General features: G+C 60.8%; 19 protein-coding genes and 2 pseudogenes. 12 read left to right on the top strand and 9 right to left on the bottom strand.

Annotated elements, in window-relative coordinates; genetic code table 11:
- Positions 1–458: 458 nt before the first annotated feature.
- The 6 genes from tig to BFN10_RS25530 all read left to right on the top strand — a co-directional run bounded on the left by tig (position 459) and on the right by BFN10_RS25530 (position 8,986).
- Complete coding sequence (gene tig, locus BFN10_RS25555) at positions 459–1,769, top strand: trigger factor (protein WP_071492031.1); 1,311 nt, start codon at positions 459–461, stop codon at positions 1,767–1,769.
- A 91-nt stretch (positions 1,770–1,860) separates the two neighbouring features.
- Entirely contained in the window at positions 1,861–2,496 is a 636-nt protein-coding gene (gene clpP, locus BFN10_RS25550) for an ATP-dependent Clp endopeptidase proteolytic subunit ClpP (RefSeq protein WP_071492030.1), read from the top strand.
- Between the two features lie 112 nt (positions 2,497–2,608).
- A complete protein-coding gene (gene clpX / locus BFN10_RS25545; protein WP_003238279.1) occupies positions 2,609–3,892 on the top strand; it encodes an ATP-dependent Clp protease ATP-binding subunit ClpX in 1,284 nt (427 codons plus the stop codon).
- A gap of 172 nt (positions 3,893–4,064) precedes the next feature.
- Entirely contained in the window at positions 4,065–6,461 is a 2,397-nt protein-coding gene (gene lon / locus BFN10_RS25540; protein ID WP_071492029.1) for an endopeptidase La, read from the top strand.
- Between the two features lie 133 nt (positions 6,462–6,594).
- Complete coding sequence (locus BFN10_RS25535; RefSeq protein ID WP_221034285.1) at positions 6,595–6,882, top strand: HU family DNA-binding protein; 288 nt, start codon at positions 6,595–6,597, stop codon at positions 6,880–6,882.
- A gap of 229 nt (positions 6,883–7,111) precedes the next feature.
- Positions 7,112–8,986, top strand: coding sequence for a SurA N-terminal domain-containing protein (locus BFN10_RS25530; protein ID WP_071492028.1), 1,875 nt, complete (start codon positions 7,112–7,114; stop codon positions 8,984–8,986).
- A 48-nt stretch (positions 8,987–9,034) separates the two neighbouring features.
- Here BFN10_RS25530 and BFN10_RS25525 read toward each other — a convergent pair whose 3' ends face one another.
- Positions 9,035–9,472, bottom strand: a complete 438-nt coding sequence (locus BFN10_RS25525) for a helix-turn-helix domain-containing protein (protein ID WP_071492027.1) — start codon at positions 9,470–9,472, stop codon at positions 9,035–9,037.
- A gap of 79 nt (positions 9,473–9,551) precedes the next feature.
- Here BFN10_RS25525 and BFN10_RS25520 point away from each other — a divergent pair, with 79 nt between their 5' ends.
- A complete protein-coding gene (locus tag BFN10_RS25520; protein ID WP_071492026.1) occupies positions 9,552–10,049 on the top strand; it encodes a DUF2938 domain-containing protein in 498 nt (165 codons plus the stop codon).
- Between the two features lie 4 nt (positions 10,050–10,053).
- Here BFN10_RS25520 and BFN10_RS29085 read toward each other — a convergent pair.
- Positions 10,054–10,290: pseudogene (locus BFN10_RS29085) on the bottom strand (MFS transporter); the annotation flags it as partial.
- Between BFN10_RS29085 and BFN10_RS29080 the strand changes: the two are divergent.
- Positions 10,282–10,572, top strand: a pseudogene (locus BFN10_RS29080) (LysR substrate-binding domain-containing protein); the annotation flags it as partial. The pseudogenes BFN10_RS29085 and BFN10_RS29080 sit on opposite strands and share 9 nt — an antisense overlap.
- A gap of 89 nt (positions 10,573–10,661) precedes the next feature.
- Entirely contained in the window at positions 10,662–11,435 is a 774-nt protein-coding gene (locus BFN10_RS25510) for a DUF2242 domain-containing protein (RefSeq protein ID WP_071492024.1), read from the top strand.
- Position 11,436: 1 nt separating this feature from the next.
- On the opposite strand, the gene aceE is transcribed toward BFN10_RS25510, so the two are convergent.
- Positions 11,437–14,097: a pyruvate dehydrogenase (acetyl-transferring), homodimeric type gene (aceE, locus tag BFN10_RS25505; protein ID WP_071492023.1), complete on the bottom strand. Its 2,661-nt coding sequence runs from the start codon at positions 14,095–14,097 to the stop codon at positions 11,437–11,439.
- A gap of 146 nt (positions 14,098–14,243) precedes the next feature.
- Here aceE and BFN10_RS25500 point away from each other — a divergent pair, with 146 nt between their 5' ends.
- Positions 14,244–14,714, top strand: a complete 471-nt coding sequence (locus BFN10_RS25500; protein WP_071492022.1) for a MarR family winged helix-turn-helix transcriptional regulator — start codon at positions 14,244–14,246, stop codon at positions 14,712–14,714.
- 23 nt (positions 14,715–14,737) lie between these two features.
- Here the strand turns inward: BFN10_RS25500 and BFN10_RS25495 are convergent, their stop codons facing one another.
- The 3 genes from BFN10_RS25495 to BFN10_RS25485 all read right to left on the bottom strand — a co-directional run bounded on the left by BFN10_RS25495 (position 14,738) and on the right by BFN10_RS25485 (position 18,237).
- Positions 14,738–15,748, bottom strand: coding sequence for a transketolase-like TK C-terminal-containing protein (locus BFN10_RS25495; protein ID WP_083351481.1), 1,011 nt, complete (start codon positions 15,746–15,748; stop codon positions 14,738–14,740).
- 333 nt (positions 15,749–16,081) lie between these two features.
- Complete coding sequence (locus BFN10_RS25490; RefSeq protein ID WP_071492020.1) at positions 16,082–17,110, bottom strand: AraC family transcriptional regulator; 1,029 nt, start codon at positions 17,108–17,110, stop codon at positions 16,082–16,084.
- Positions 17,107–18,237, bottom strand: a complete 1,131-nt coding sequence (locus tag BFN10_RS25485) for a carbon-nitrogen hydrolase family protein (RefSeq protein ID WP_071492019.1) — start codon at positions 18,235–18,237, stop codon at positions 17,107–17,109. The genes BFN10_RS25490 and BFN10_RS25485 overlap by 4 nt, the downstream gene beginning before the upstream one ends.
- Positions 18,238–18,449: 212 nt before the next feature.
- On the opposite strand from BFN10_RS25485, the gene BFN10_RS25480 reads away from it, so the two are divergent.
- A complete protein-coding gene (locus tag BFN10_RS25480; protein WP_071492018.1) occupies positions 18,450–20,489 on the top strand; it encodes an NADPH-dependent 2,4-dienoyl-CoA reductase in 2,040 nt (679 codons plus the stop codon).
- A gap of 57 nt (positions 20,490–20,546) precedes the next feature.
- The gene (locus tag BFN10_RS25475) at positions 20,547–21,431 is read left to right on the top strand and encodes a 1-aminocyclopropane-1-carboxylate deaminase/D-cysteine desulfhydrase (RefSeq protein WP_071492017.1); all 885 of its coding nucleotides are present in this window, start codon (positions 20,547–20,549) and stop codon (positions 21,429–21,431) included.
- Here BFN10_RS25475 and BFN10_RS25470 read toward each other — a convergent pair.
- From BFN10_RS25470 to BFN10_RS25460, 3 genes are all read right to left on the bottom strand, one after another.
- Positions 21,421–21,978 (bottom strand): cytochrome b, encoded by a 558-nt coding sequence (locus tag BFN10_RS25470; protein WP_071492016.1) that lies wholly within the window; start codon positions 21,976–21,978, stop codon positions 21,421–21,423. The two genes, BFN10_RS25475 and BFN10_RS25470, sit on opposite strands and share 11 nt — an antisense overlap.
- 114 nt (positions 21,979–22,092) lie before the next feature.
- A complete protein-coding gene (gene phnX / locus BFN10_RS25465) occupies positions 22,093–22,920 on the bottom strand; it encodes a phosphonoacetaldehyde hydrolase (protein WP_071492015.1) in 828 nt (275 codons plus the stop codon).
- Positions 22,917–24,038: a 2-aminoethylphosphonate--pyruvate transaminase gene (locus BFN10_RS25460; RefSeq protein WP_071492014.1), complete on the bottom strand. Its 1,122-nt coding sequence runs from the start codon at positions 24,036–24,038 to the stop codon at positions 22,917–22,919. The genes phnX and BFN10_RS25460 overlap by 4 nt, the downstream gene beginning before the upstream one ends.
- Positions 24,039–24,069 lie beyond the last annotated feature (31 nt).

Below are 24,069 nucleotides of genomic sequence, written 5' to 3'. Positions count from 1 at the left end.
GTAGAGCACGGGATTGTGACTCCCGTTGTCGAGGGTTCGATCCCCTTCGTCCACCCCATATTCGAAAGGCGCCAGATTTAACAGTCTGGCGCCTTTTTTGGTTTCAGCGGTTCGACTATTCGGCGGCAGCACGTAGTGGGCCGCAACGGCAGGGCGTTTCGTCGTATTTATGTATCTCGATGATGCTGCGCTGCCTGTCAGCCCTGTTTGAAGGGTTGGCCGTCAGGGAGATGGATGACGACTTCTTCTATATATAGAAGGGGCGGCGCAGAGCCCTGGCGTGATGGGCTGTATTTGTCACCGGGGCGAGGTGCATCAGTGCCTTCGTACCGATAAATTGCCGGCTGTTTTCGGGCGTATTTGCAGTAGGGTGACTTCTTGAGTTTGACCCACTAGAATGCATGCCCTTGATTGGGGTCGGAAATGGCCGGCTAACGTCTGTGCAACGAGGAATATCCATGCAAGTTTCTGTTGAAAATACTACTGCTATCGAGCGTCGCCTGAGCATCACCGTGCCGGCTGAGCGTCTCGAGACTGCGGTCAACAAGCGTCTGCAGCAGACTGCCCAGAAGGCCAAGATCGCTGGTTTCCGTCCAGGCAAAGTGCCAATGAGCGAAATCAAGCGCCGTTTTGGTGCCGATGCGCGCCAGGAAGCTGTGGGCGACGTGATCCAGGCTTCTTTCTACGAAGCGGTCGTTGAACACAAGCTGAACCCGGCGGGTTCGCCGTCGATCGAGCCTAAGTCCCTGGAAGCAGGCAAGGACCTGGAATACGTTGCCGTATTCGAAGTGTTCCCTGAGTTTGAAGTGGCCGGTTTCGACGGTATTGCCATCGAGCGCCTGAGCGCCGAAGTGGCTGACTCGGACCTGGACAACATGCTGGAAATCCTGCGCAAGCAGAACACCCGTTTCGAAGTGGCTGAGCGTGCTGCCCAGAACGAAGACCAGCTGAACATCGATTTCGTTGGCAAGGTTGACGGCGAAGTGTTCGCTGGCGGCTCCGCCAAGGGCACTCAGCTGGTGCTGGGTTCCAACCGCATGATCCCGGGTTTCGAAGACGGCCTGGTTGGCGCCAAAGCCGGCGAAGAACGCGTTCTGAACCTGACCTTCCCTGCTGACTACCAGAACCTGGACCTGGCTGGCAAAGCCGCCGAGTTCACCGTGACCGTCAACAGCGTTTCCGAGCCTAAGCTGCCAGAGCTGAACGAAGAATTCTTCGCGCAATTCGGTATCAAGGAAACCGGTATCGAAGGTTTCCGCGCCGAAGTTCGCAAGAACATGGAGCGCGAGCTGCGCCAGGCCATCAAGTCCAAGGTCAAGAACCAGGTCATGGACGGTCTGCTGGCTGCCAACCCGATCGAAGTGCCCAAGGCCCTGCTGTCCAACGAAGTGGATCGCCTGCGCGTTCAAGCTGTTCAGCAGTTTGGTGGCAACATCAAGCCTGACCAGCTGCCGGCCGAGCTGTTCGAAGAGCAAGCCAAGCGTCGCGTCGTGCTGGGTCTGATCGTGGCTGAAGTGGTCAAGCAGTTCGACCTCAAGCCGGACGAAGACCGCGTTCGCGAAATGATCCAGGAAATGGCTTCGGCCTACCAGGAGCCTGAGCAGGTCGTGGCTTGGTACTACAAGAACGATCAGCAACTGAACGAAGTGCGTTCGGTTGTGCTGGAAGAACAAGTTGTGGATACTGTTCTGCAGAAGGCTAAGGTGACCGATAAAGCGGTCTCTTACGAAGAAGCAGTCAAACCGGCGGAAGCAGCACAAGCCGACTGACTGTCCAACTCGTTGGAAATTCAACCATAAGCCAGCCTCGCGCTGGCTTATGCGTTTTCAAGACATGACTATTTGGGAGTAACTGCAGAGCATGTTCCGTAATTCCTATATTCAGCAGAACTCTGATATCCAGGCCGCTGGCGGCCTGGTCCCGATGGTTGTCGAGCAGTCCGCTCGTGGCGAACGCGCCTACGACATCTACTCGCGCCTGCTCAAGGAGCGAGTGATCTTTCTGGTGGGCCCCGTAGAGGACTACATGGCCAACCTGATCTGTGCGCAGCTGCTGTTCCTTGAAGCGGAAAACCCGGACAAGGACATCCATCTCTACATCAACTCCCCAGGCGGTTCGGTAACGGCGGGCATGTCGATCTACGACACCATGCAGTTCATCAAGCCGAACGTGTCGACCACCTGCGTCGGCCAGGCCTGCAGCATGGGCGCGTTCCTGCTGACTGCCGGTGCCGAGGGCAAGCGCTTCTGCCTGCCCAACTCGCGCGTGATGATTCACCAGCCACTGGGCGGTTTCCAGGGCCAGGCGTCGGACATCGAAATCCACGCCAAGGAAATTCTGTTTATCCGCGAGCGCCTCAACACGCTGATGGCCAAGCACAGCGGGCGCACCCTGGAAGAAATCGAGCGCGATACCAACCGCGACAACTTCATGAGTGCCGAAGCGGCGCAGGCATATGGCCTGATCGACGCAGTGATCGAAAAGCGCCCCGCTTAATATAAGCCGCTCAAAATAGGGCTGGTCGGCATGTCCGACCACTGGCGGGCTTGAAAAAGCCCGCATAAGCCTTCATCTTGTGTTGCAAGCCTATCGGATTTGGATCGAACGAATGACTGACACCCGCAACGGCGAGGACAACGGCAAGCTGCTCTATTGCTCCTTCTGTGGCAAAAGCCAGCATGAAGTACGCAAATTGATTGCCGGCCCCTCGGTGTTTATCTGCGACGAATGCGTCGACCTGTGCAATGACATCATCCGTGAGGAGGTGCAGGAAGCCCAGGCCGAGAGCAGCGCGCATAAATTGCCTTCGCCTAAAGAAATCAGCGGCATCCTTGACCAGTATGTGATTGGTCAAGAGCGTGCAAAGAAGGTTCTGGCCGTAGCGGTATACAACCACTACAAGCGCTTGAACCAGCGTGACAAGAAAGGCGACGAAGTTGAACTCGGCAAGAGCAATATCTTGCTGATCGGTCCTACAGGCTCGGGTAAAACCCTGCTTGCAGAAACCCTCGCTCGCCTGCTGAACGTTCCGTTCACCATCGCCGACGCCACCACCCTTACCGAGGCTGGCTACGTGGGTGAAGATGTCGAGAACATCATTCAGAAACTGCTGCAGAAGTGCGACTACGACGTAGAGAAGGCCCAGATGGGTATTGTCTACATCGACGAAATCGACAAGATCTCGCGCAAGTCGGACAACCCGTCGATCACCCGGGACGTTTCCGGTGAAGGCGTGCAGCAGGCACTGTTGAAACTGATCGAAGGCACGGTCGCTTCCGTACCGCCACAAGGGGGCCGCAAGCACCCGCAGCAGGAATTCCTTCAGGTTGATACACGCAACATCCTGTTCATCTGTGGCGGTGCGTTCTCCGGCCTGGAAAAAGTGATCCAGCAGCGTTCCACCCGTGGTGGCATTGGCTTCAGTGCAGAAGTGCGCAGCAAGGAAGAAGGCAAGAAGGTGGGCGAGTCCCTGCGTGAAGTCGAACCTGACGATCTGGTCAAGTTCGGTCTGATCCCTGAATTCGTTGGTCGTCTGCCGGTCCTGGCCACGTTGGACGAGTTGGATGAGGCGGCTTTGATTCAGATCCTCACCGAGCCGAAGAACGCCCTGACCAAGCAATACGCCAAGTTGTTCGAGATGGAAGGTGTAGACCTCGAGTTCCGTACCGACGCACTCAAATCAGTGGCCAAGCGGGCACTGGAGCGCAAGACCGGTGCACGTGGCCTGCGTTCGATTCTCGAAGGCGTGTTGCTCGACACCATGTACGAAATCCCCTCGCAGTCCGAGGTGAGTAAAGTGGTGATCGATGAAAGCGTTATAGAAGGCAAGTCCAAGCCACTGTATATCTACGAAAACAGTGAGCCGACTGCCAAGGCTGCGCCAGACGCGTAAGCGTTTCGCAGTGTTTGTATAAGCAAGGGGCCTCCAGGGGCCCCTTTGTTTTTACGGCGTTTTTACGCAGGAGCGTTTACTGCGTTAACTGCTGGCAATAAGCTTGTTTTTTTTGCATGCAGACCCCATCTTGGTTTCAAGCTTACTTTTCAATTGTCATAGAGGCGAAATCATGAAGACAACCATCGAATTGCCTCTCCTGCCGTTGCGTGATGTCGTCGTCTATCCGCACATGGTTATCCCGCTGTTCGTGGGGCGCGAGAAGTCTATCGAAGCCCTCGAGGCCGCGATGACGGGCGACAAGCAGATCCTGCTGTTGGCCCAGAGAAATCCTGCCGATGATGATCCAGGCGAAGATGCCCTGTATCGCGTCGGTACCATTGCCACCGTGCTGCAACTGCTCAAGCTACCCGATGGCACCGTCAAGGTGCTGGTGGAAGGCGAGCAGCGTGGTGCGGTGGAACGCTTCATGGAAGTGGACGGCCACCTGCGCGCCGAAGTGGCGCTGATCGACGAAGTCGAGGCCCCTGAGCGCGAGTCCGAAGTGTTTGTACGCAGCCTGCTCTCGCAGTTCGAGCAGTATGTGCAGTTGGGCAAGAAAGTCCCGGCTGAAGTCCTGTCCTCCCTCAACAGCATCGATGAGCCGAGCCGCCTGGTCGACACCATGGCCGCGCACATGGCGCTGAAGATCGAGCAGAAGCAGGACATCCTCGAAATCATCGACTTGCCGGCACGTGTAGAACATGTATTGGCACTGCTGGATGCCGAAATCGACCTGTTGCAGGTTGAGAAGCGCATTCGTGGTCGCGTGAAGAAGCAAATGGAGCGCAGTCAGCGCGAGTACTACTTGAATGAGCAGATGAAGGCCATTCAGAAGGAACTCGGCGACAGCGAGGAAGGCCACAACGAAATCGAAGAGCTGAAAAAGCGCATCGATGCCGCCGGCCTGCCGAAAGACGCCCTGACCAAAGCCACCGCCGAGCTGAACAAGCTCAAGCAGATGTCGCCGATGTCGGCCGAAGCCACCGTGGTGCGGTCCTACATCGACTGGCTGGTGCAGGTGCCGTGGAAGGCTCAGACCAAGGTACGCCTGGACCTCGCTCGTGCCGAAGACATTCTCGACGCCGATCACTATGGCCTGGAAGAAGTCAAGGAACGCATCCTCGAATACCTCGCTGTGCAAAAACGCGTGAAGAAAATCCGTGGCCCGGTGTTGTGCCTGGTTGGTCCGCCGGGTGTGGGTAAAACCTCCCTGGCCGAGTCGATTGCCAACGCTACCAACCGTAAGTTCGTGCGCATGGCCCTTGGTGGTGTACGGGATGAAGCGGAAATCCGTGGTCATCGCCGCACGTACATCGGTTCGATGCCAGGAAGATTGATTCAAAAGATGACAAAGGTCGGTGTGCGCAACCCGCTGTTCCTGCTCGATGAAATCGACAAAATGGGTAGCGACATGCGTGGCGATCCGGCATCGGCGTTGCTGGAAGTGCTTGACCCCGAGCAGAACCACAATTTCAACGACCATTACCTGGAAGTCGACTACGACCTCTCCGATGTGATGTTCCTGTGCACCTCCAACTCCATGAACATCCCGCCAGCGTTGCTGGACCGGATGGAGGTGATTCGTCTGCCGGGTTACACCGAAGACGAAAAGATCAACATCGCCGTCAAATACCTCGCGCCCAAGCAAACGTCGGCCAATGGCCTGAAGAAAGGCGAGATCGAATTCGAGGTCGAGGCGATCCGCGACATCGTGCGCTACTACACCCGCGAGGCCGGTGTACGGGGCCTTGAGCGCCAGATTGCGAAGATCTGCCGCAAGGCGGTCAAAGAGCACGCGCTGGAAAAACGCTTCTCGGTGAAGGTCACGGCCGACTCCCTGGAGCACTTCCTGGGCGTGCGCAAATTCCGCTACGGCCTGGCCGAGCAACAGGATCAGGTCGGCCAGGTGACTGGACTGGCGTGGACCCAGGTGGGCGGCGAGTTGCTGACCATCGAAGCCGCAGTGATTCCAGGCAAAGGCCAGTTGATCAAGACCGGATCGCTCGGTGACGTGATGGTCGAGTCCATCACTGCCGCGCAGACCGTGGTGCGCAGCCGCGCCAGGAGCCTGGGGATCCCCCTGGACTTCCACGAGAAGCACGACACGCATATCCATATGCCGGAAGGGGCGACCCCCAAGGACGGTCCTAGCGCTGGCGTAGGCATGTGCACGGCGCTGGTTTCGGCATTGACCGGCATTCCGGTACGCGCCGATGTCGCCATGACCGGTGAAATCACCCTGCGTGGCCAGGTATTGGCTATCGGTGGTCTGAAAGAGAAATTGCTGGCTGCACACCGGGGCGGTATCAAGACCGTGATCATTCCTGAAGAGAATGTTCGCGACTTGAAGGAAATTCCTGACAATATCAAGCAGGATCTTCAGATTAAACCGGTTAAATGGATTGACGAGGTCCTGCAAATTGCGCTGCAATACGCGCCGGAGCCCTTGCCGGATGTGGCTCCGGAGATAGTTGCTAAGGACGAAAAACGCGAGTCTGATTCCAAGGAAAGAATTAGCACGCATTAATGTGTTAAAGCCCGGGGGCTTCCTTGACAGCTTTTTAGAGCCCTTGTTATAAAGCGGCTCTTAAGTGTCTGTAGGCCATTCAGCACTGGTTTTTGCTTTCACCAAAAAACTTAGAATCATACTCAATAGATATATAAGGGGACTTAGAGTGAACAAGTCGGAACTGATTGATGCTATCGCTGCATCCGCTGATATCCCGAAAGCTGCTGCTGGCCGTGCGCTGGATGCAGTAATCGAATCCGTCACTGGCGCTCTGAAGGCCGGCGACTCCGTGGTACTGGTAGGCTTCGGTACTTTCTCTGTGACTGACCGCCCAGCTCGCACTGGCCGTAACCCACAGACTGGCAAAGCACTGCAAATCGCTGCTGCCAAGAAACCAGGTTTCAAAGCCGGTAAAGCCCTGAAAGAAGCCGTTAACTAAGCTTCGACCAAGCCTTTACCTACCCGGGTCGGACGCAGGTTCGACCTGGCAGCGGAGCGGCCAGCAGACCCAGGTATTCATCGGGTCGCCAAGCCGGGGGGAACGAAAACCCCCGTCCGCTCCGCCAGTTGCGAGAAGGCGCATCCTTGGATGCGCCTTTCTTATATCCGTACTCTACCCACGCTCCACGGTTGCCTATTCTTGAAGTTCAACCGTTTCTGGGGGACGCATGCTGCAAAATATCAGGGACAATTCACAAGGCTGGATTGCCAAGACCATTATCGGGATCATCGTCGCGTTGATGGCGTTCACCGGTATCGAGGCCATTTTCCAGGCTTCGGGTAACAACAAGCAGGACGTGGCCAAGGTCAACGGTGAAGAAATCACCCAGACTGAACTGAGCCAGGCCGTCGACATGCAACGCCGCCAGCTGATGCAACAGCTGGGCAAGGATTTCGATGCTTCGCTGCTGGACGAAAAACTCCTGCGCGACGCGGCACTCAAGGGCCTGATCGATCGCAAGCTGCTGCTGCAAGGCGCCGCCGACTCCAAGTTTGGCTTCTCCGAAGCTGCACTGGACCAGGTGATCCTGCAGACGCCGGAATTCCAGGTGGACGGCAAGTTCAGTCCTGACCGCTTTGACCAGGTCATTCGCCAACTGGGCTACACCCGTATGCAGTTCCGTCAGATGCTGACCCAGGAAATGCTGATCGGCCAGGTTCGTGCAGGCATCGCCGGCAGCGGTTTTGTGACCGACGCGGAAGTCCTGGCATTCGCCCGCCTGGAAAAGCAGACCCGCGATTTCGCCACCGTCAACATCAAGGCCAACCCTGCCGCGGTGAAACTCACCGACGACGAGGTCAAGGCTTACTACGACCAGCACGCCAAAGAGTTCATGACCCCTGATCAAGTGGTCATCGACTATCTGGAACTGAAGAAGTCTTCCTTCTTCGACCAGGTCACCGTGAAGGACGATGAGTTGCAGGCTGCCTATCAGAAAGAAATCGCCAACCTCGCTGAGCAGCGTCGTGCCGCGCACATTCTGATTGAAGTCAACGACAAGACCACCGACGCGCAAGCCAAGGCCAAGATCGAAGAAATCCAGGCACGCCTGGCCAAGGGTGAGAAGTTCGAAGCCCTGGCCAAGGAGTTCTCTCAGGATCCAGGTTCGGCCAGCAACGGCGGTGACCTGGGCTTTGCCGGGCCTGGTGTCTACGACCCGGACTTCGAAACCGCCTTGTACGCGTTGAACAAGGACCAGGTCTCGGCGCCGGTGCGCAGCAGCTTCGGTTGGCACCTGATCAAGCTGCTCGGCGTTGAAGCACCGCAAGTGCCGACCTTTGCCAGCCTGAAAGACAAGCTGACCAAAGAGCTCAAGACCCAGCAGGTCGAGCAGCGTTATGTCGAAGCGACCAAGCAATTGGAAGATGCGGCATTCGAAGCCTCCGATCTGGCCCAGCCGGCGTCCGACCTGAAACTGACTGTACACACCTCCGCGCCGTTTGGCCGTGAAGGAGGCGAAGGTGTTGCGGCCAACCGTGCCGTGGTCACCGCTGCGTTCAGCCCGGAAGTGCTGAATGAGGGTGCCAACAGCAGTGCTATCGAGCTGGACCCGGAAACCATCATCGTGCTGCGTGCCAAAGAGCACCTGAAGCCTTCGCAACTGCCGCTGGAAAGCGTTGCAGCGGCGATCCGCACCCAGATGGCCAAGGAACGCGCCAGCGCGGCTGCCAAGACTCACGCTGACGAGCTGATCGCCAGCCTGCGTGATGGCAAGACCCCGCTGAACCAGCCGGTCGACGGCCAGGCCTGGAAGGTCACTGAAGCCGCAACCCGTACCCAGGAAGCGATCGACCCTGCCGTGCTGCAAGCCCTGTTCCGCATGCCCAAGCCTGCGGCCAAGGACAAGCCGACCTTCACCACCGTGACCCTGGCGGATGGTAGCCTGGTCATCGTGCGCCTGAACGGCGTCAACGAGGCCGCTGCGCCAACGGACGAAGAAAAGGCGCAATACCGCCGCTTCCTCGCCTCCCGTGTCGGTCAGCAGGACTTCGCGGCCTACCGCAAGCAGTTGGAAACCAAGGCTGACATCAAGAAGTTCTGATGTCGGTTTGACTCAAAAGCCCCCGGCCTGAAAAGGCCGGGGGCTTTTTTATGGTCGCTGGAGTGGACTGCCCGGTGGGGTACGCGCCGTTCTGCTCCTTTTCAGCGTGCCTGCCGCGACCTTGAGCAAGCGCTGAAAATTCGGGCATTGCCCATGGTCAGGTGCCGGGCAGTCTGCCGCATGCCGCAAGCCCTGACTCATCGCTTTCAGGCGCTTGATGGTCGAGTCGATGCTGTCGGCCTTGTCCAGCAACAGCTGTCTGTCCACCTGCAATGCGCCCTCCAAGGGCAGCATGCTGCGGATTTCATCCAGCGACAGGCCGCCGGCTTGTCCGAGGGCGATCAGCGCCAATTGATCGAGCACGGCGGGCTTGAAATGGCGCCGTTCCCCTGGGGCACTGGTCGCGGTGATCAACCCGGCCTTCTCGTAAAACCGCACGGTGGAGGAGGGCAGTCCCGTACGCCGGGCCACTTCCGAGATATCCATGATGCCTCCCTTGACTTGAAGTTGACTTCAACTTCTATCCTGCCTGTGAACGAGGGTCTCATCAATCGGAGGGCAGGTCATGTTGTCGATGGAAGAAGGTGTAAGGCTGGTATTGATCGGGATCGGGGCGACTGTCGTGATGGATGTGTGGTCGATGATTCTCAAAGGCTTGGGCATTACAACGCTCGATTACTCGATGGTGGGCCGCTGGGCCGGCCACCTGCGTCACGGCACGCTTGCCCATGCCAGTATCGGCAAGGCCTCGCCGGTACGCGGCGAATTGGCGCTGGGCTGGGCGATTCACTATGTCGTGGGTATCGCCTTTGCGGCGCTGTTGGTGAGTATCTACGGCGTGCAATGGCTGCATGATCCCCAATGGTTGCCTGCGTTGATGGTGGGCACGCTGACGGTGGTGATCCCTTACTTTGTGATGCAGCCCGCGATGGGCGCGGGTGTGGCGGCGTCTCGCACACCAACACCTTGGAGAAATCGCCTGCGCAGTGTGCTGTCCCATGGCGTGTTTGGTGCCGGTCTGTATCTTTCGGCCGTGGCGCTCAGCCAGGTAGGGTCTTATTGATTCTTCAACTGCGGGCGCCTCTCGACGCCCCGGCCAATGCCCACAGCATCAGCAACACCACCGCCCAGGGAAATGCGGCGACGCCCCAGCCCTGGAGCAGCACCCCGCCCGCGAGGCCGCCGCCAGCGATGCCCAGGTTCCACACGGTCACCAGCATCGATTGCGCGGCGTCCGCCGACTCACCTGCCGATTTGGCCAGTGCGGTTTGCAGCAACGCAGGCAACCCGCCGAACGCCACGCCCCCGGCGCGTCGGAGCCGGTCCTGCGCACTCCGTTGGTCAGTACCACCATCGAGTCCCTCAAGCATGTGGTGCTCGACGGGTTGGGGATCGCCTGCCTGCCGGACTACATGGTCGAACAGGCCGTGCAGCAGGGGCGCCTGCAAAGGGTGCTGGATGAATTTTTGGAACACCGAGGCAGTTTCTGGATGTTATGGCCATCAAGTCGCCATGCTTCGGTCAAATTGCGCGTGTTTATTGATCATATGTGTGCAGGTCTTTTTCCTACAGGCGGGGCAAGGTAAGGCTGTGACGTTTTACCGACAGGAATGCGCGCGCCAAGGCCTCGTTCTGTTGCACAATAGCGCCCGGACCGTTTTCCTCAGGATTTTCAATGTCGACATCATTTCACTTGCGTAGCCTCGGGCTGGCGCTGGTGCTGGCGGGCGCCGCGGGCTGCTCGTCACCCAAGACCGCCATTTATGAACATGAGAATTTCGACGACTCCGGTACGTTTTCCCGCGATTACCCGGTCACCGATGTGGCGGCGTGCGAAGCGGCGCGACGTGCCTTGCTGAGCCAGGGCTATATCATTACCAGCAGCGATCCGAAACTGGTGGTGGGTAACAAGAGCTTCCAGCAGACCGGCGAGACCCACCTGCAGATCAGCTTCAACGTGGTGTGTGCCGACGATGGCAAAGGTACCAATCACTCGACCATGTTCGCCAACGCCTTGCAGGACCGTTACGCGCTGAAGAAGGTCAACAACTCCGCGAGCCTGGGCGTGGGCGTGCTGGGTTCGGTGTCGATGCCGATCGGTTCCACCGATGACTCGATGGTGAAGGTGGCGAGCGAGACCGTTTCGGCACCAAAATTCTACGAGCGCTATTTTGCGCTGGTGGACGTGTTCTTGCCTCAGGAAGTGAAGAAGGCCGCGCATATCCCGGAGCAGCCGAAAGCCGAGCTGGGTGTGCCGGAACCTAAAACCGCACCGGCAGCAGAGAAAACCGAGCCGCCGAAGGAGGAGCCTGCCGTTTCCCAGCCCGTCACGCCGCCTGCCGAGGCCGCGCCGATTGCGCCGCAGGCGGAACCCGCGCCGGCTACCAGTAACCCGGACCTGCCGGCACCGACAGAAGCGATTCCGCCCCTGCCGACACCGGCGCAGTAATTCAGACCGCCACGGGATTGACCTTGTCGACGTTGATCCCGTAGCGGCTGATGGCTTCACTGACTTTTTCACGACCGATAACGCCGTCATCCGCCAACGCCTTCAAGGCTGCCAGCGCGATGAAATACCGGTCCACTTCGAAGAACGCGCGCAGGGTTTCACGGGTATCCGATTGCCCGAAGCCGTCCGTGCCCAGGGCCACAAAGCGTCGGCCCTGGACAAAGGGGCGGATCTGATCGGCGAACAGCTTCATGTAGTCCGTCGCCACCACCACCGGCCCGTTCTGCCCGGCCAGGCATTGCTCCACATAACTTACCCGTGGCTCGCTCTGCGGGTGCAGCAGGTTCCAGCGTTCGGCTGCATGCCCGTCGCGGCGCAATTCGGTGAGGCTGGTGGCGCTCCACACAGTGCTGTGCACGCCGAAGTCCTGCTCAAGCAGCTCGGCCGCCGCGATCACTTCGCGCAGGATTGAGCCACTGCCCATCAGTTGCACCTGGGCCTGCTCGCTGGTCTTGAGCGGGTACATGCCCTTCAGAATCCCGTCTTCCACCCCTTCGGGCATCGCCGGGTGCGGGTAATTCTCGTTGAGCAGGGTGATGTAGTAGTAGATGTCCTCCTGTTCCACGTACATCCGCCGCATGCCTTCGCGAATGATCACCGCCAGCTCGTAGGCAAATGTCGGGTCGTAGGACACGCAGCACGGAATCACCGACGACAGGATATGGCTGTGTCCATCGTCATGCTGCAAGCCTTCGCCCATCAGCGTGGTGCGGCCGGCCGTGGCCCCCAGCAAAAAACCGCGTGCCCGTGCATCGCCGGCGGCCCAGGCCAGGTCGCCGACCCGCTGGAAGCCGAACATCGAGTAGAAGATATAGAACGGCACCGTCATCAAGCCGTGGTTGCTGTAGGACGTACTGGCCGCGATCCACGAGGAAATGGCGCCGGATTCATTCAGGCCTTCCTGCAGGATCTGTCCGTCCTTGCTTTCCTTGTAGTAGCTCAGTTGCCCTGCGTCCTGCGGGGTGTAGAGCTGGCCTACGGCGGAGTGGATGCCAATCTGACGGAACAGGCTTTCCATGCCAAAGGTGCGCGACTCGTCCGGCACGATAGGCACGATCAGTTTGCCCAGGTGCGGGTCCTTGAGCAGGGAGCCGAGGATGCGCACAAAGGCCATGGTGGTGGAGATCGCCCGTTCGCCGGTGTCCTTGAGCTGGGTGGCAAAGGCGGCGAGTTCGGGGATCTGCAAGGGTTCGACCGCACTGTGGCGTGCCGGTACATAGCCGCCCAGGGCCTGGCGGCGCGCCGCGAAGTAACGGGCTTCTTCGCTGTCGGCGGCGGGCTTGAGGTAGGGAATGTCGGCGAGTTGCTCGTCAGCGACTTCCAGGCCAAAACGATCGCGGAAGGCTCTTACCGCGTCTGCGCCCATCTTCTTCAATTGATGGTTGATGTTCTGGCCTTCGCCGGCTTCACCCATGCCGAAACCCTTGACGGTTTTCGCCAGGATCACCGTAGGCTGGCCGCTATGGCGCACAGCGGCGGCATAGGCGTTGTAGACCTTGTCCGGGTCATGCCCGCCCCGTGAGAGCTTCCAGATTTCGTCGTCGGACATGTCCGCAACCAATGCCAGCAACTCCGGGTATTTGCCGAAGAAATGTTCGCGCACATAAGCGCCGTTCTGCGACTTGTAGTTCTGATAGTCGCCGTCCACGCATTCCATCATGCGTTGGCGCAGCAGGCCGCTGTGGTCTTTGTCCAGCAGGGCGTCCCAACCACCGCCCCAGATCACTTTGATCACGTTCCAACCGGCGGCGCGATACAGGCTTTCGAACTCCTGGATCACCTTGGCATTGCCGCGCACCGGGCCGTCCAGGCGTTGCAGGTTGCAATTGACCACAAAGACAAGGTTGTCGAGTTTCTCGCGCCCGGCCAGGGAAATGGCGGCCAGGGATTCCGGCTGGTCCATTTCGCCATCACCGAGGAAGGCCCAGACCTTGCGCCCCTGGTGGGGTTTGAGGTCGCGCAGTTCCAAGTAGCGCATGAAGCGCGCCTGGTAAGCGGCAGTGATCGGGCCAAGGCCCATGGACACGGTGGGGAACTGCCAGAAGTCCGGCATCAGCCGTGGGTGCGGGTAGGACGAAATACCCTCGCCACCGGCCTCACGGCGAAAGTTGTCGAGTTGCGCCTCGCTGATGCGGCCTTCCAGGTAGGCGCGGCCATAAATGCCGGGGGAGGAGTGGCCCTGGATGTACACCAGGTCGCCGTCAAAGTGCTCGGTACGGCCACGAAAGAAGTGGTCGAAGCCTACGTCGTAGAGCACGGCGGCTGACGCGTAGGTTGCGATATGCCCACCCACCCCTGAGTGCTTGCCTGCACGCAACACCATTGCCATGGCATTCCAGCGGATAAACGCATTGATACGGCGTTCGATGGCCAGGTTGCCGGGGTAGGGCAACTGACGGTCCACCGGGAGGGTATTGACGTACGGCGTGGTCACCCGCCCGTAGAAGTCGCCATGCCGCGCCACGTCGAAATCCAGCAACTGATCGATCAGGTAGTGCGCGCGGGGCCGGCCTTCAGTGGACAACACCGATTCGATGGACTCCAGCCACTCGCGGGTTTCCTGTGGGTCGTCGTCGCGTCTGACAGCGTTGTTCGGGGTCATGTGAGGCTCCAGGGTAGGCAGGTTTGAAGTGGCGGGCTCCTTGTGGGAGTGCCGGCAAATGTAATTGCAATTGCAACTACATGGCCGAATCTAGCGCGGGATGAGCTACTATTGCAACCTTCTTGAAATTCCCCGGATGGTGTTGCATGTCGTCGAAAGAGCCGGATGTATGGTTCCGTTTTGTCAGGGCCCACAGGACGGTCATCCGTGAAATCGAGCGTCGCCTGGCTGAGGCGGACCTGCCGCCGTACGCCTGGTACGACGCGCTATGGGGTCTGGAAAGCGGCCCCGACGGCACCCGCCGCATGCATGAATTGGCCGACGTACTGGCCATCGAACGCTACAACCTCACGCGGCTGGTCGACCGCCTGGAAAAGGACGGTCTGGTGGTACGTTCCCGCTCCGACGGCGATGGCCGCGCGGCGTTTGCCTCGATCACCGAGGCCGGTCGGGTGCTGCGTAAAAAAATGTGGAAGATCTACGAAAGCACGGTGGATGAGTTGTTTCTGTCGCAGATTGAGCCCGAGCAGCGCCAGGGCTTCGCCGACGCGTTGGAGCGCACTGCCGGGCTGGCGATGGAGGCGGGCGTGCAGACCCGCAGTCGCCGCAAAATCTGAAACCCTGCGGCGCTGCCTTGCCGTCACTCGCATTCCACTGCATAGCGCTTCATCGCGTCCTGCACTTGCCGTGTGTCGATCCGCCCTTCATCCGCCAATGCCCTGAGCGCCGATACCACGATCCAATATCGACTCGGCGCCGCCGCCTGTACCGACCCCGCGCCCAGCGCCACAAAGCGTGCATCCACGTGCGCCCCCAACTGATCGACAATCGCCTGCGGATACCCGGTCACCGCAATTACCGGCGCAGCGCTCCCCGCCAGGCAATCACGCAAATGGCAACCGCGCTTGGGCAGCCTGGGGTGCAGGCGATTCCAGCGTTCAGCTGCCGCTGCCTCGCGGGCCAGTCGTGTGTAACTGGGGCAGCTCCATAGCTGCGCGCTGATGTTCCAGTGCTGTTTGAGCAAGCGCCTGGCGTGCACCACCTCGTCAAGCGCGCGGCCTGCGCCGAGCAATCGCACATCGAAGGGGCTGTTGCGCTGGAGTGGATACATGCCCTTGAGCGCGGCCTCCCGGTCCTGCTCACTCAACGGCGCTGCACTGTCCTGATCGTGCAACGCGAGGTAATAGAAACCGGGCTTGCCCTCGACATACAGGCTTCGCAACGCCGCCAGCACAATCGCGCGGGCTTCTTCCCCCGAGGCCGGGTCATACGGGGTACAGCGCGGATGAGTGGCCAGCCACAACGGCAAGGACGGCTGCGCACCTTTGGGCCAGCGGGAGGGCTGGTTTTCAATGTCGTTGCACAGGATGCCGCGCTGCCGGGTAACGTTCGATAGCGCGCTCAACTGTGCCGCCGAGTGCGCGCTGTGCAGGTACAGCAAGGGTTTTTCCACGGCGTTGCGGGCGAACCAGGCGGGCCAGTTACCCACGCGTCGGGAGTGCGACTGGCCGTGGATCACCCAGGCCTGGCGGCTGGATTCGAGGGTGCTGGCCATGCTGATCACGGTGTGCAACGGTGACCGGCTGGCGGGGGTGGCAGTGCTCAAGGCGTCGATACAGAGCTGCGCGGCGTGTGCGGTAGCGGCGGTCATGGAGAGGGTCACCTGGCGACGAGTGCCCATACCCTAATGGAAATTCGCATTTGATTGCAATTGCAATGATTGCAATAGTGCCTCATCCCTCGGGTGCTAAATCCCTGCAGCGCTGCTACGTTTAATCCTTGAGTGCAGGAACGTCATGACGTCGACATTTTTTCGTCATCACGGCACTTTAGGCTGGTGATGCAGGTCATTTATTTGCAACCCCTGTTAACGCAAGAAGGAGTCCGCCATGGACGATTACCAGGAAGAACTGCTTGAATACCACGCGATTGAGTTGGACCCGCTGGAACCGGCAGACGATGCAACAGAGCTGTAATAAAGACTTCAGGCGGAATGCCGCTGACTGCGGCGAAATTCCCCTGGGGTCTGGTTGTTCCACCGCCTGAAGGCCCGTTGAAATGCCTGGGCCGAGGCAAAACCGAGCAAGTAGGCGATCTCGCCGAACGCCAGTTCCGTGTCGCGGATGTAGGTCATGGCCAGGTCACGGCGGGTGTCGTTGAGAATCGCGCGAAACTGAGTGCCTTCATCGGCCAGTTTGCGGCGCAGCGTCCAGGTCGGCAGCTTCAAGCGTGCCGCCACTTCTTCCAGGTCGGGTTCCCGGCCGCCATTGAGCATCGGCCCGAGCAAACGGGTAATGCGCTCGCGCAGGCTGCGGGTGCGGGTCAGTTGCTCCAACTCTCGCTCACACAGCTGCAACAACAGGTTCCAGGTGCTGGGGCAGTGCTGCGGGTTGCGCAGGGCCAGGGTGTGCTGGCTGAGGCGCAGTTGATTGGCGTCGGCACCGAAGTGAACGTCTCCCAGCGCGTCGTAGCGTTCGCGGTACTCCGGCGCCTCGAACTCGATGTCGATACGCTGCGCCTGCACCGGTTGCCGGGCCAGGCTCGACAACTGATGCAGCCAGCCGGCGATGATCGAGTCCACCACGAAGCGGTTGTAGGCGTTGTAGGGGCTGATGGAGTAGAAGCGCAACCAGGCGCCCTCGGCATCCTCGACGAAGCTCGACTGCCCGCGATAGTTGGAGCCGTACAGCGCCTCGAAACGCGTTAAAGCGCGCGCCGCCTCGCGCACGTTGGGCGCCTGGTCGGCGGTGACGCCGGCGAGCCCCGCCTGGCTCAAGCGGCTGAGCTGACCCATGCGCAGGCCCAGGCCCGGGTCGCCGGTGAGCTGGATGGCGGCATGGCCCAGGCGCATGTAACGCGGGATCGACAAGCGTGCACCGGCTTCGGCGAGGCGCGCCGAGTCGAGTCCGTATTGCAGTAGCAGCGGCTGCGGGTCCAGGCCGTGGCTGCTGATGGCATCGGCCAGGCTGTGCACGAAGCCTACCGACAGGTCCCCCAGCCGTACCGGTTTCACAGCCAGATATTCAACAAGCGCGCGCCACGGGCCTCGCCATCGGCGCTGATTTGCCCGTTGCTGCTGAGAAAACTGTGCCCGGCGGTGCCCAGGTCCCAGAACTGCCCGCGCAGGAACACGCTCATGCCGGCGCTGGCCTGGCTGATCGGTTGCTGGCTGATCAGCGTAAGACGGCGCCAGGCTTCGCCTTCACTGAGTTCTTCGGGCTTGAGGCTGATTTCGCTCGGGGTGGACACGCTTTTGAAGCCGCGCCACGGACGGTCCCAGGTATCGCGACCCAGCACAAAGGCTGGCACCGCGATCAATTGCGCGCCTTGTTCGTTGAGCTTGCGGTAGTTGTCCGGGTACCAGCTGTCGCTGCCGACCAGCACCCCCAGGCGCCCGGCCGGAGTGTCGACCACGCTGACCATGTTTTCATCGCCAGGCTTGATGAAGCCGCGCTCATCGTAGATCGGGTAGAGCTGGCGCTGCGGATCGCCGATCGGCAGGCCGTCGGCGGCGAACACCACGCTGGCGTTATACAAGGCGCCATGGCCGACCTGCAGTTGACCCTGGCTCACGCTCGGGTTCGGCAGGGTGATGGAGCCGGCCACCAACGTAACGCCGAACTCCTTGGCCAGGCCGCCGAACAACAGCTGATAGTCCCGTGCCATGCCCGAGGCTTTCATACGCAGGTAGGCGTCGTCGGTGCGGTTGTCGCCGGTGGCGCTGATCCAGGCGCGGGCGAACAGCAGCGGGTTGCTGACCGACAGCCAGTTCATCGCATCTTTCACATGGAGCGCCTGGTACACCTCGTTTTTTTCGCCGGTGAGCATCAGCCAGGTGCCGATATGTTCGGGCAGCACCACGATGGTCTTGTCATTGATCAGCCCCTGGTCCCGGGCTTTTTGCAAGTACGCCGCGAGCTTCAGGTGCAGGCGTTCCAGGCTCTGGTAGTCGGCAGGGAACAGTTCCGGCTGGATGCCCAGCAGGTTGCCACGGTCGGCAGGCAGGCCTTCGTTGACGGCGAGGGTGATCCGCAGGTCCGACAGGTAATGCGCCACGGGGCGTTCCTGGGTCCAGACCAGATAGGCGGCGATGGCGGCAACCAGCGCCAGGGAGACGGTAAGAGCAAGAAGTTTACGCATGGGGGAACAGACAACAGACCGTGTGCAGGGTTCGCCGACTAGGGTAGGGCCCATGGGCGGGCTTGCCAAGGGGCGCTGTGCATTTGGATCAATAACTTGTCAGTTTCAGTCATTGAGCCGTCATCCACCGCCTCTTAGTCTGTGGGACATAAACCGATGGCGGGTCGCACGAGCCCGTCACACCCCGTGATGATCCGTTGTGGAGCTTGACCATGACCGCTGCTGCCTACCCGCATCTGCTGGCCCCGTTGGACCTGGGTTTTACCACTTTGCGCAACCGTACCCTGATGGGTTCGATGCACACTGGCCTTGAAGAGAAACCCGGCGGGTTCGAACGCATGGCTGCCTATTTTGCCGAGCGCGCCCGGGGCGGCGTGGGCCTGATGGTCACCGGCGGCATCGGTCCGAATGACGAGGGCGGTGTTTATGCCGGCGCGGCCAAGCTGACCACCGACGCAGAAGCGCAGCAACACAAGATCGTGACCCAGGCGGTGCACGCGGCCGGTGGCAAGATCTGCATGCAGATCCTCCACGCCGGCCGATATGCCTACAGCCCCAAACAGGTCGCGCCGAGTGCGATCCAGGCGCCGATCAACCCGTTCAAGCCCAAGGAGCTGGACGAAGAGGGCATCGAGAAGCAGATCCAGGATTTCGTCACCTGCTCGCTGCTGGCCCAGGTCGCCGAGTACGACGGCGTGGAAATCATGGGCTCCGAAGGCTACTTCATTAACCAGTTCCTCGCGGCCCACACCAACCACCGCACCGACCGCTGGGGCGGCAGCTACGAAAACCGCATGCGCCTGGCAGTGGAAATCGTGCGTCGTGTGCGTGAAGCCGTGGGTCCGAATTTCATCATCATCTTCCGCCTGTCGATGCTCGACCTGGTGGAAGGCGGCAGCACCTGGGAAGAAATCGTGCAGTTGGCCAAGGCCATCGAGGGCGCCGGTGCGACGATCATCAACACCGGTATCGGCTGGCACGAGGCGCGCATCCCGACCATCGCCACCAAGGTGCCGCGTGGCGCGTTCAGCAAAGTCACCGCCAAGCTGCGCGGGGCGGTGCAGATTCCGTTGATCACCACCAACCGTATCAACACCCCGGAAATCGCCGAGCAGATTCTCGCCGAAGGCGATGCCGACATGGTCTCCATGGCACGCCCGTTCCTGGCCGACCCGGAGTTCGTCAACAAGGCCGCCGCCGGCCGCGCCGATGAGATCAATACCTGCATCGGCTGCAACCAGGCGTGCCTGGACCACACCTTTGGCGGCAAGCTGACCACTTGCCTGGTCAACCCACGGGCGTGTTACGAAACCGAGCTCAACTATTTGCCCGTTCAGCAGATCAAGAAGATCGCCGTGGTCGGCGCCGGTCCTGCCGGCCTGGCCGCTGCGACGGTGGCCGCCGAGCGTGGCCACCACGTGACCTTGTTCGATTCCGCCAACGAGATCGGCGGCCAGTTCAACATCGCCAAGCGGGTGCCGGGCAAAGAGGAGTTCTTCGAAACCCTGCGCTATTTCAAGCGCAAATTGCAGACCACCCATGTGGAGCTGTGCCTCAACACCCGCGTGGACGTGGCGCAACTGGCGGCGGGCGGCTATGACGAGATCATCCTGGCGACCGGCATCGCGCCGCGTACCCCGGCGATCCCGGGGATCGACAACGCCAAGGTGCTGAGCTACCTGGACGTGATCCTGGAGCGCAAACCGGTCGGCAAGCGCGTGGCGGTGATCGGCGCGGGCGGTATCGGTTTCGACGTGTCTGAGTTCCTCGTGCATCAGGGCGTGTCCACCAGCCTGGACCGCGAAGCGTTCTGGAAGGAATGGGGCATCGACACCCAATTGCAAGCCCGTGGTGGCGTGGCCGGGATCAAGCCGCAACCCCATGCCCCGGCGCGTGAAGTGTTCCTGCTGCAACGCAAGACCTCCAAGGTCGGCGACGGCCTGGGCAAGACCACCGGCTGGATCCACCGTACTGGTTTGAAGAACAAGCAGGTGCAGATGCTCAACAGTGTCGAGTACCTGAAGATCGACGATGCCGGCCTGCACATCCGCATTGGCGCCGAGGGCGAACCCCAGGTGCTGGCGGTGGACAACATCGTCATTTGCGCCGGCCAGGACCCGTTGCGCGAATTGCAGGATGGCCTGGCCGCCGCCGGCCAGAACGTGCACCTGATCGGCGGCGCCGATGTGGCGGCCGAGTTGGACGCCAAGCGCGCCATCAACCAGGGCTCGCGCCTCGCGGCCGAGCTGTAAGACCCGGGGCGGGGCGGTGGTAGACTACCGCCCCGTTTTTCATGCAGATCCCGCCCGATGGGTCCCTTCGATTGGCTTCCCCACGCACCGCTTGAACCGCTGTATCTGGATTGGCTCAGAGGTGTCGAGCTGGCCGTGCTGCGCCTGGATCGCATCGACCCGCTGATCAGCGGCAACAAGTGGTTCAAGCTCACCGGGCATCTGGCGCAGGCGCAGGCCGCTCGTGGCCTGATCAGCCTGGGCGGGGCTTACTCCAACCATCTGCATGCCTTGGCTGCCGCCGGCAAGCGCTTCGGTTTCCCTACCGTCGGCCTGCTGCGCGGGCACCCGCAAGACACGGCCACCGTCCTCGACTTGAAAGCTTTTGGCATGCAGTTGCATTGGCTGGGTTATGGCGGTTATCGCGCGCGGCATGAACCGGGTTTCTGGTTGCCGTGGCGTGAGCAGTATCCCCACCTGCACCCCGTGCCCGAGGGCGGCGGTGGCCGTGCGGGCGCCCTGGGTTGCGCGGTGCTGGTCGAGCAGGTGCGTGTACAGTTGCACAGCGTGGGCTGGACGGATTACGACGCCTGGTGGCTGGCCGCAGGCACCGGCACCACCCTGGCCGGCCTGGCGCTGGCAGAGGCGGGCGCGCACCCGGTGTACGGCGCCATGGCGGTGCCGGACGATCACGGTGTGGCGCAGAACGTCGAGGCCATCGTGCAGGGCGGCTATGAACTGCTGGACGCCAGCCGAGGTGGCTTCGCCAAAATCGACGCCGAGCTGCTCGACTTCATCGAGAGCACGCAACAAGCCTGCGGCGTGCCCCTGGAACCGCTCTACACCGGCAAGGCGTTACTGGCCTTGAAGGTGCAAATCGAAGCCGGACGCTTCGCCCCCGGCACTCGTCTGGTCTTCGTCCACACCGGCGGTCTCCAAGGCCGGCGCGGCTTCAAGGGTTAGCGCGCTTGCCCGGCATCATCCGCAACGCGGTGTTATCCCGCAGGATGTAGTGGTGAGCGATCCCGGCCAATGCATGCAGGCCGATCAACCAGTAACCGATCTTGCCGAACAGCACATGCCAGCCTTCAATCTGCTTGGCCAGCGCCTTGTTTTCCGCGATCAGCGGCGGCAATTCAATGCCGTAGAACATCACTGAATGCCCCTCGGCACTGACAATCAGCCAGCCGGCGATCGGCATGCCGATCATCAATGCGTACAGGGCAAAGTGCATCAGGGTTGCCAGCAGGCTCTGCCACGGCGGCGGCGCCGGTACGATCTTTGGCGCTACCCCCAGGCTGCGTGCGAACAGGCGCAGCCACACCAGCACAAACACGGTGAGGCCGAACATGAAGTGCATCTCGACGATCAACGTTCGTGCACCGCTGCCTTTGGGAAACTGTCCGCGTAACTCAATGCAGGCGTAGACCACCGCCAGTAGCACCACCATCAACCAGTGCAACGCAATCGACATGGTGCTGTAGCGTGTATCGGAGTTTTTCCACGGCATCGCTGGGTTCCTCACTCATCAGGGCATACCTCCATTCTTTGGCGATGGAGTCCTTTAACTGTATGCCGGTTTTGAGCGGATTGCCTGGGGTAAGTGCCGTGATGTTGACCTCTATCAGTCGCTCTGCGGCATTTCCCCACGGGCCAGGCGCCGATTGATTTCAGTGATCACCGCAGGCAAGTCGTTGATGGTGTCGATCAAGTAATGCGGACGTGAACCTTCGAACATCGCTTCGATGCGCTTGCGCTCGCTGGCCAGAGTCGCGGCATCCAGGGCGCGGAACTGTTCGTAGGTCAAACCCAGTGCATTGCCGGAGCAGGTCAGGGCCACGGTCCACATGCCGGCGCGCCGCCCTTCGAGGATGCCCGGCACGGTGTCGTCGACCTTCACGCATGCCGCCACATCGTCAATGCCCAGGGCGATGACGTTGGCCAGGGCCTGGGCCGGCCATGGGCGACCGTTGGGCACTTCGTCGGTGGCGACGACATGGTCGGCGATATAGCCGTTGGTGGCGGCCAGGGCGACCACCTTGTCCATCACTTGCTTGGGGTAGCCGGAGCAGGAACCGATCTTGATGCCTTGTACCCGCAGCCGGGCGAGGGTGTCGAGGGCGCCGGGAATCAGCGCCGAGTGCTCGGCGATCTTCTCGATCTGCAACGGCATGAAGCGTTGGTAGATGGCCGTCACGTCATCGTCGGTGGGCGTGCGACCGAAGGCCTTGCGGTAGCGCTCGGCGACCTGCGGCTGATCGCACAAGGCACGGATGTGATCCCACTTGCCCATGCCCATCGGGCCACGGGCTTCTTCGATGGAGACTTGCACGTCGAATTCGGCGAAGGCTTCGACAAAGATCTGCGTGGGGGCGAAGGAGCCGAAGTCGACCACGGTGCCGGCCCAATCGAGGATCACGGCTTGCAGGGCGTTGGGGTTCTGGTAGTTCATGCGTGTGCTCCAATCGATGAGAGGGTGAGACCCATGGCCTGCAAGCCTTCGGCGATGGCGGTGACGGCGGCGTGCATGTCGTTGGCATCGACATGGCCGATGCAGCCCACGCGGAAGGTTTCCACCTGGGTCAGTTTGCCCGGATACAAGATGAACCCCCTGGCCTTGACCCGTTCGTAGAAATCCCTGAACTGGTAGCGCGGGTCCTGGGGCGCGTGGAAGGTGACGATGATCGGCGCCTGGATGGCGGCCGGCAGGAAACTGCGCAGGCCCAGTTCGGCCATGCCGTCCAGCAGTGCCTTGCAGTTATGGGCATAGCGTTGATGACGTGCGGGCAGGCCGCCTTCCTCGGCATATTGCAGCAGCGCTTCATGCAGGGCCGCCACCACGTGGGTCGGTGGGGTGAAGCGCCATTGGCCGGTCCTGGCCATGTAGCTGTGCTGGTCGAGCAGGTCCATTGCCAGGGAGTGGCAGTTGCCTTCGGCGGCGCTCAACGCCTGTTTGTCGACGAAGACAAAACCCATGCCCGGCACGCCTTCCAGGCACTTGCCGGAGGCGGCGATCAGGGCGTCGAATGGCACCGTGCGGGCATCGATGGGCAACGCGCCGAAGGAACTCATGGCATCGACGATCAGGCGCTTGCCGTGGTGTTTCACCACCTGGGCGATCTCGGCCAATGGGTTGAGAATACCGGTGCTGGTTTCGCAGTGGATCAGCGCGACATGGGTAATGGCCTTATCGGCGTGCAGCAGGCGGCCCACATCGGCGGCGGTGGTGGGTTGGTCCTCGGCGGTTTCGAAGGTGCTGAAATCGCGGCCCAGTACTTCGCAGATTTTCGCAAGGCGCTTGCCGTAGGCGCCGTTGATCAGCACCAGTACCTTGCCGTTGCGCGGGACCAGGGTGCCGATGGCCGCTTCGACGGCGAAGGTGCCGCTGCCTTGCAAAGGCACGCAATGGTGGCTGGCGGCGCCGTCGATGATTGCCAGCAACTGTTCGCAGACGCTGGCGGTGAGCTGGTTGAAGCGCTCGTCCCATGAACCCCAATCCACCAGCATGGCCTGGCGGGTGCGGTTCGAGGTGGTCAGGGGACCTGGGGTCAGCAGGATGGGCGTCGTCATTACAAATCCTCGCGAAGCATCGGTTGAATCT

The sequence above is a fragment of the Pseudomonas extremorientalis genome, assembly GCF_001870465.1.
Taxonomy (GTDB): Bacteria; Pseudomonadota; Gammaproteobacteria; order Pseudomonadales; family Pseudomonadaceae; genus Aquipseudomonas; species Aquipseudomonas extremorientalis.
The sequence above is the reverse complement of the archived record's forward strand: the minus strand, read 5'-3'. Positions and strand labels throughout refer to the sequence as shown.

Bases quoted from the DNA above. Each gene is read 5' to 3' on its own strand.
- tig (WP_071492031.1), top strand. From the start codon at position 459: ATGCAAGTTTCTGTTGAAAATACTACTGCTATCGAGCGTCGCCTGAGC.
- clpP (WP_071492030.1), top strand. From the start codon at position 1,861: ATGTTCCGTAATTCCTATATTCAGCAGAACTCTGATATCCAGGCCGCT.
- clpX (WP_003238279.1), top strand. From the start codon at position 2,609: ATGACTGACACCCGCAACGGCGAGGACAACGGCAAGCTGCTCTATTGC.
- lon (WP_071492029.1), top strand. From the start codon at position 4,065: ATGAAGACAACCATCGAATTGCCTCTCCTGCCGTTGCGTGATGTCGTC.
- BFN10_RS25530 (WP_071492028.1), top strand. From the start codon at position 7,112: ATGCTGCAAAATATCAGGGACAATTCACAAGGCTGGATTGCCAAGACC.
- BFN10_RS25525 (WP_071492027.1), bottom strand. From the start codon at position 9,472: ATGGATATCTCGGAAGTGGCCCGGCGTACGGGACTGCCCTCCTCCACC.
- BFN10_RS25520 (WP_071492026.1), top strand. From the start codon at position 9,552: ATGTTGTCGATGGAAGAAGGTGTAAGGCTGGTATTGATCGGGATCGGG.
- BFN10_RS25510 (WP_071492024.1), top strand. From the start codon at position 10,662: ATGTCGACATCATTTCACTTGCGTAGCCTCGGGCTGGCGCTGGTGCTG.
- aceE (WP_071492023.1), bottom strand. From the start codon at position 14,097: ATGACCCCGAACAACGCTGTCAGACGCGACGACGACCCACAGGAAACC.
- BFN10_RS25500 (WP_071492022.1), top strand. From the start codon at position 14,244: ATGTCGTCGAAAGAGCCGGATGTATGGTTCCGTTTTGTCAGGGCCCAC.
- BFN10_RS25495 (WP_083351481.1), bottom strand. From the start codon at position 15,748: ATGACCGCCGCTACCGCACACGCCGCGCAGCTCTGTATCGACGCCTTG.
- BFN10_RS25485 (WP_071492019.1), bottom strand. From the start codon at position 18,237: ATGCGTAAACTTCTTGCTCTTACCGTCTCCCTGGCGCTGGTTGCCGCC.
- BFN10_RS25480 (WP_071492018.1), top strand. From the start codon at position 18,450: ATGACCGCTGCTGCCTACCCGCATCTGCTGGCCCCGTTGGACCTGGGT.
- BFN10_RS25475 (WP_071492017.1), top strand. From the start codon at position 20,547: ATGGGTCCCTTCGATTGGCTTCCCCACGCACCGCTTGAACCGCTGTAT.
- BFN10_RS25470 (WP_071492016.1), bottom strand. From the start codon at position 21,978: ATGCCGTGGAAAAACTCCGATACACGCTACAGCACCATGTCGATTGCG.
- phnX (WP_071492015.1), bottom strand. From the start codon at position 22,920: ATGAACTACCAGAACCCCAACGCCCTGCAAGCCGTGATCCTCGATTGG.
- BFN10_RS25460 (WP_071492014.1), bottom strand. From the start codon at position 24,038: ATGACGACGCCCATCCTGCTGACCCCAGGTCCCCTGACCACCTCGAAC.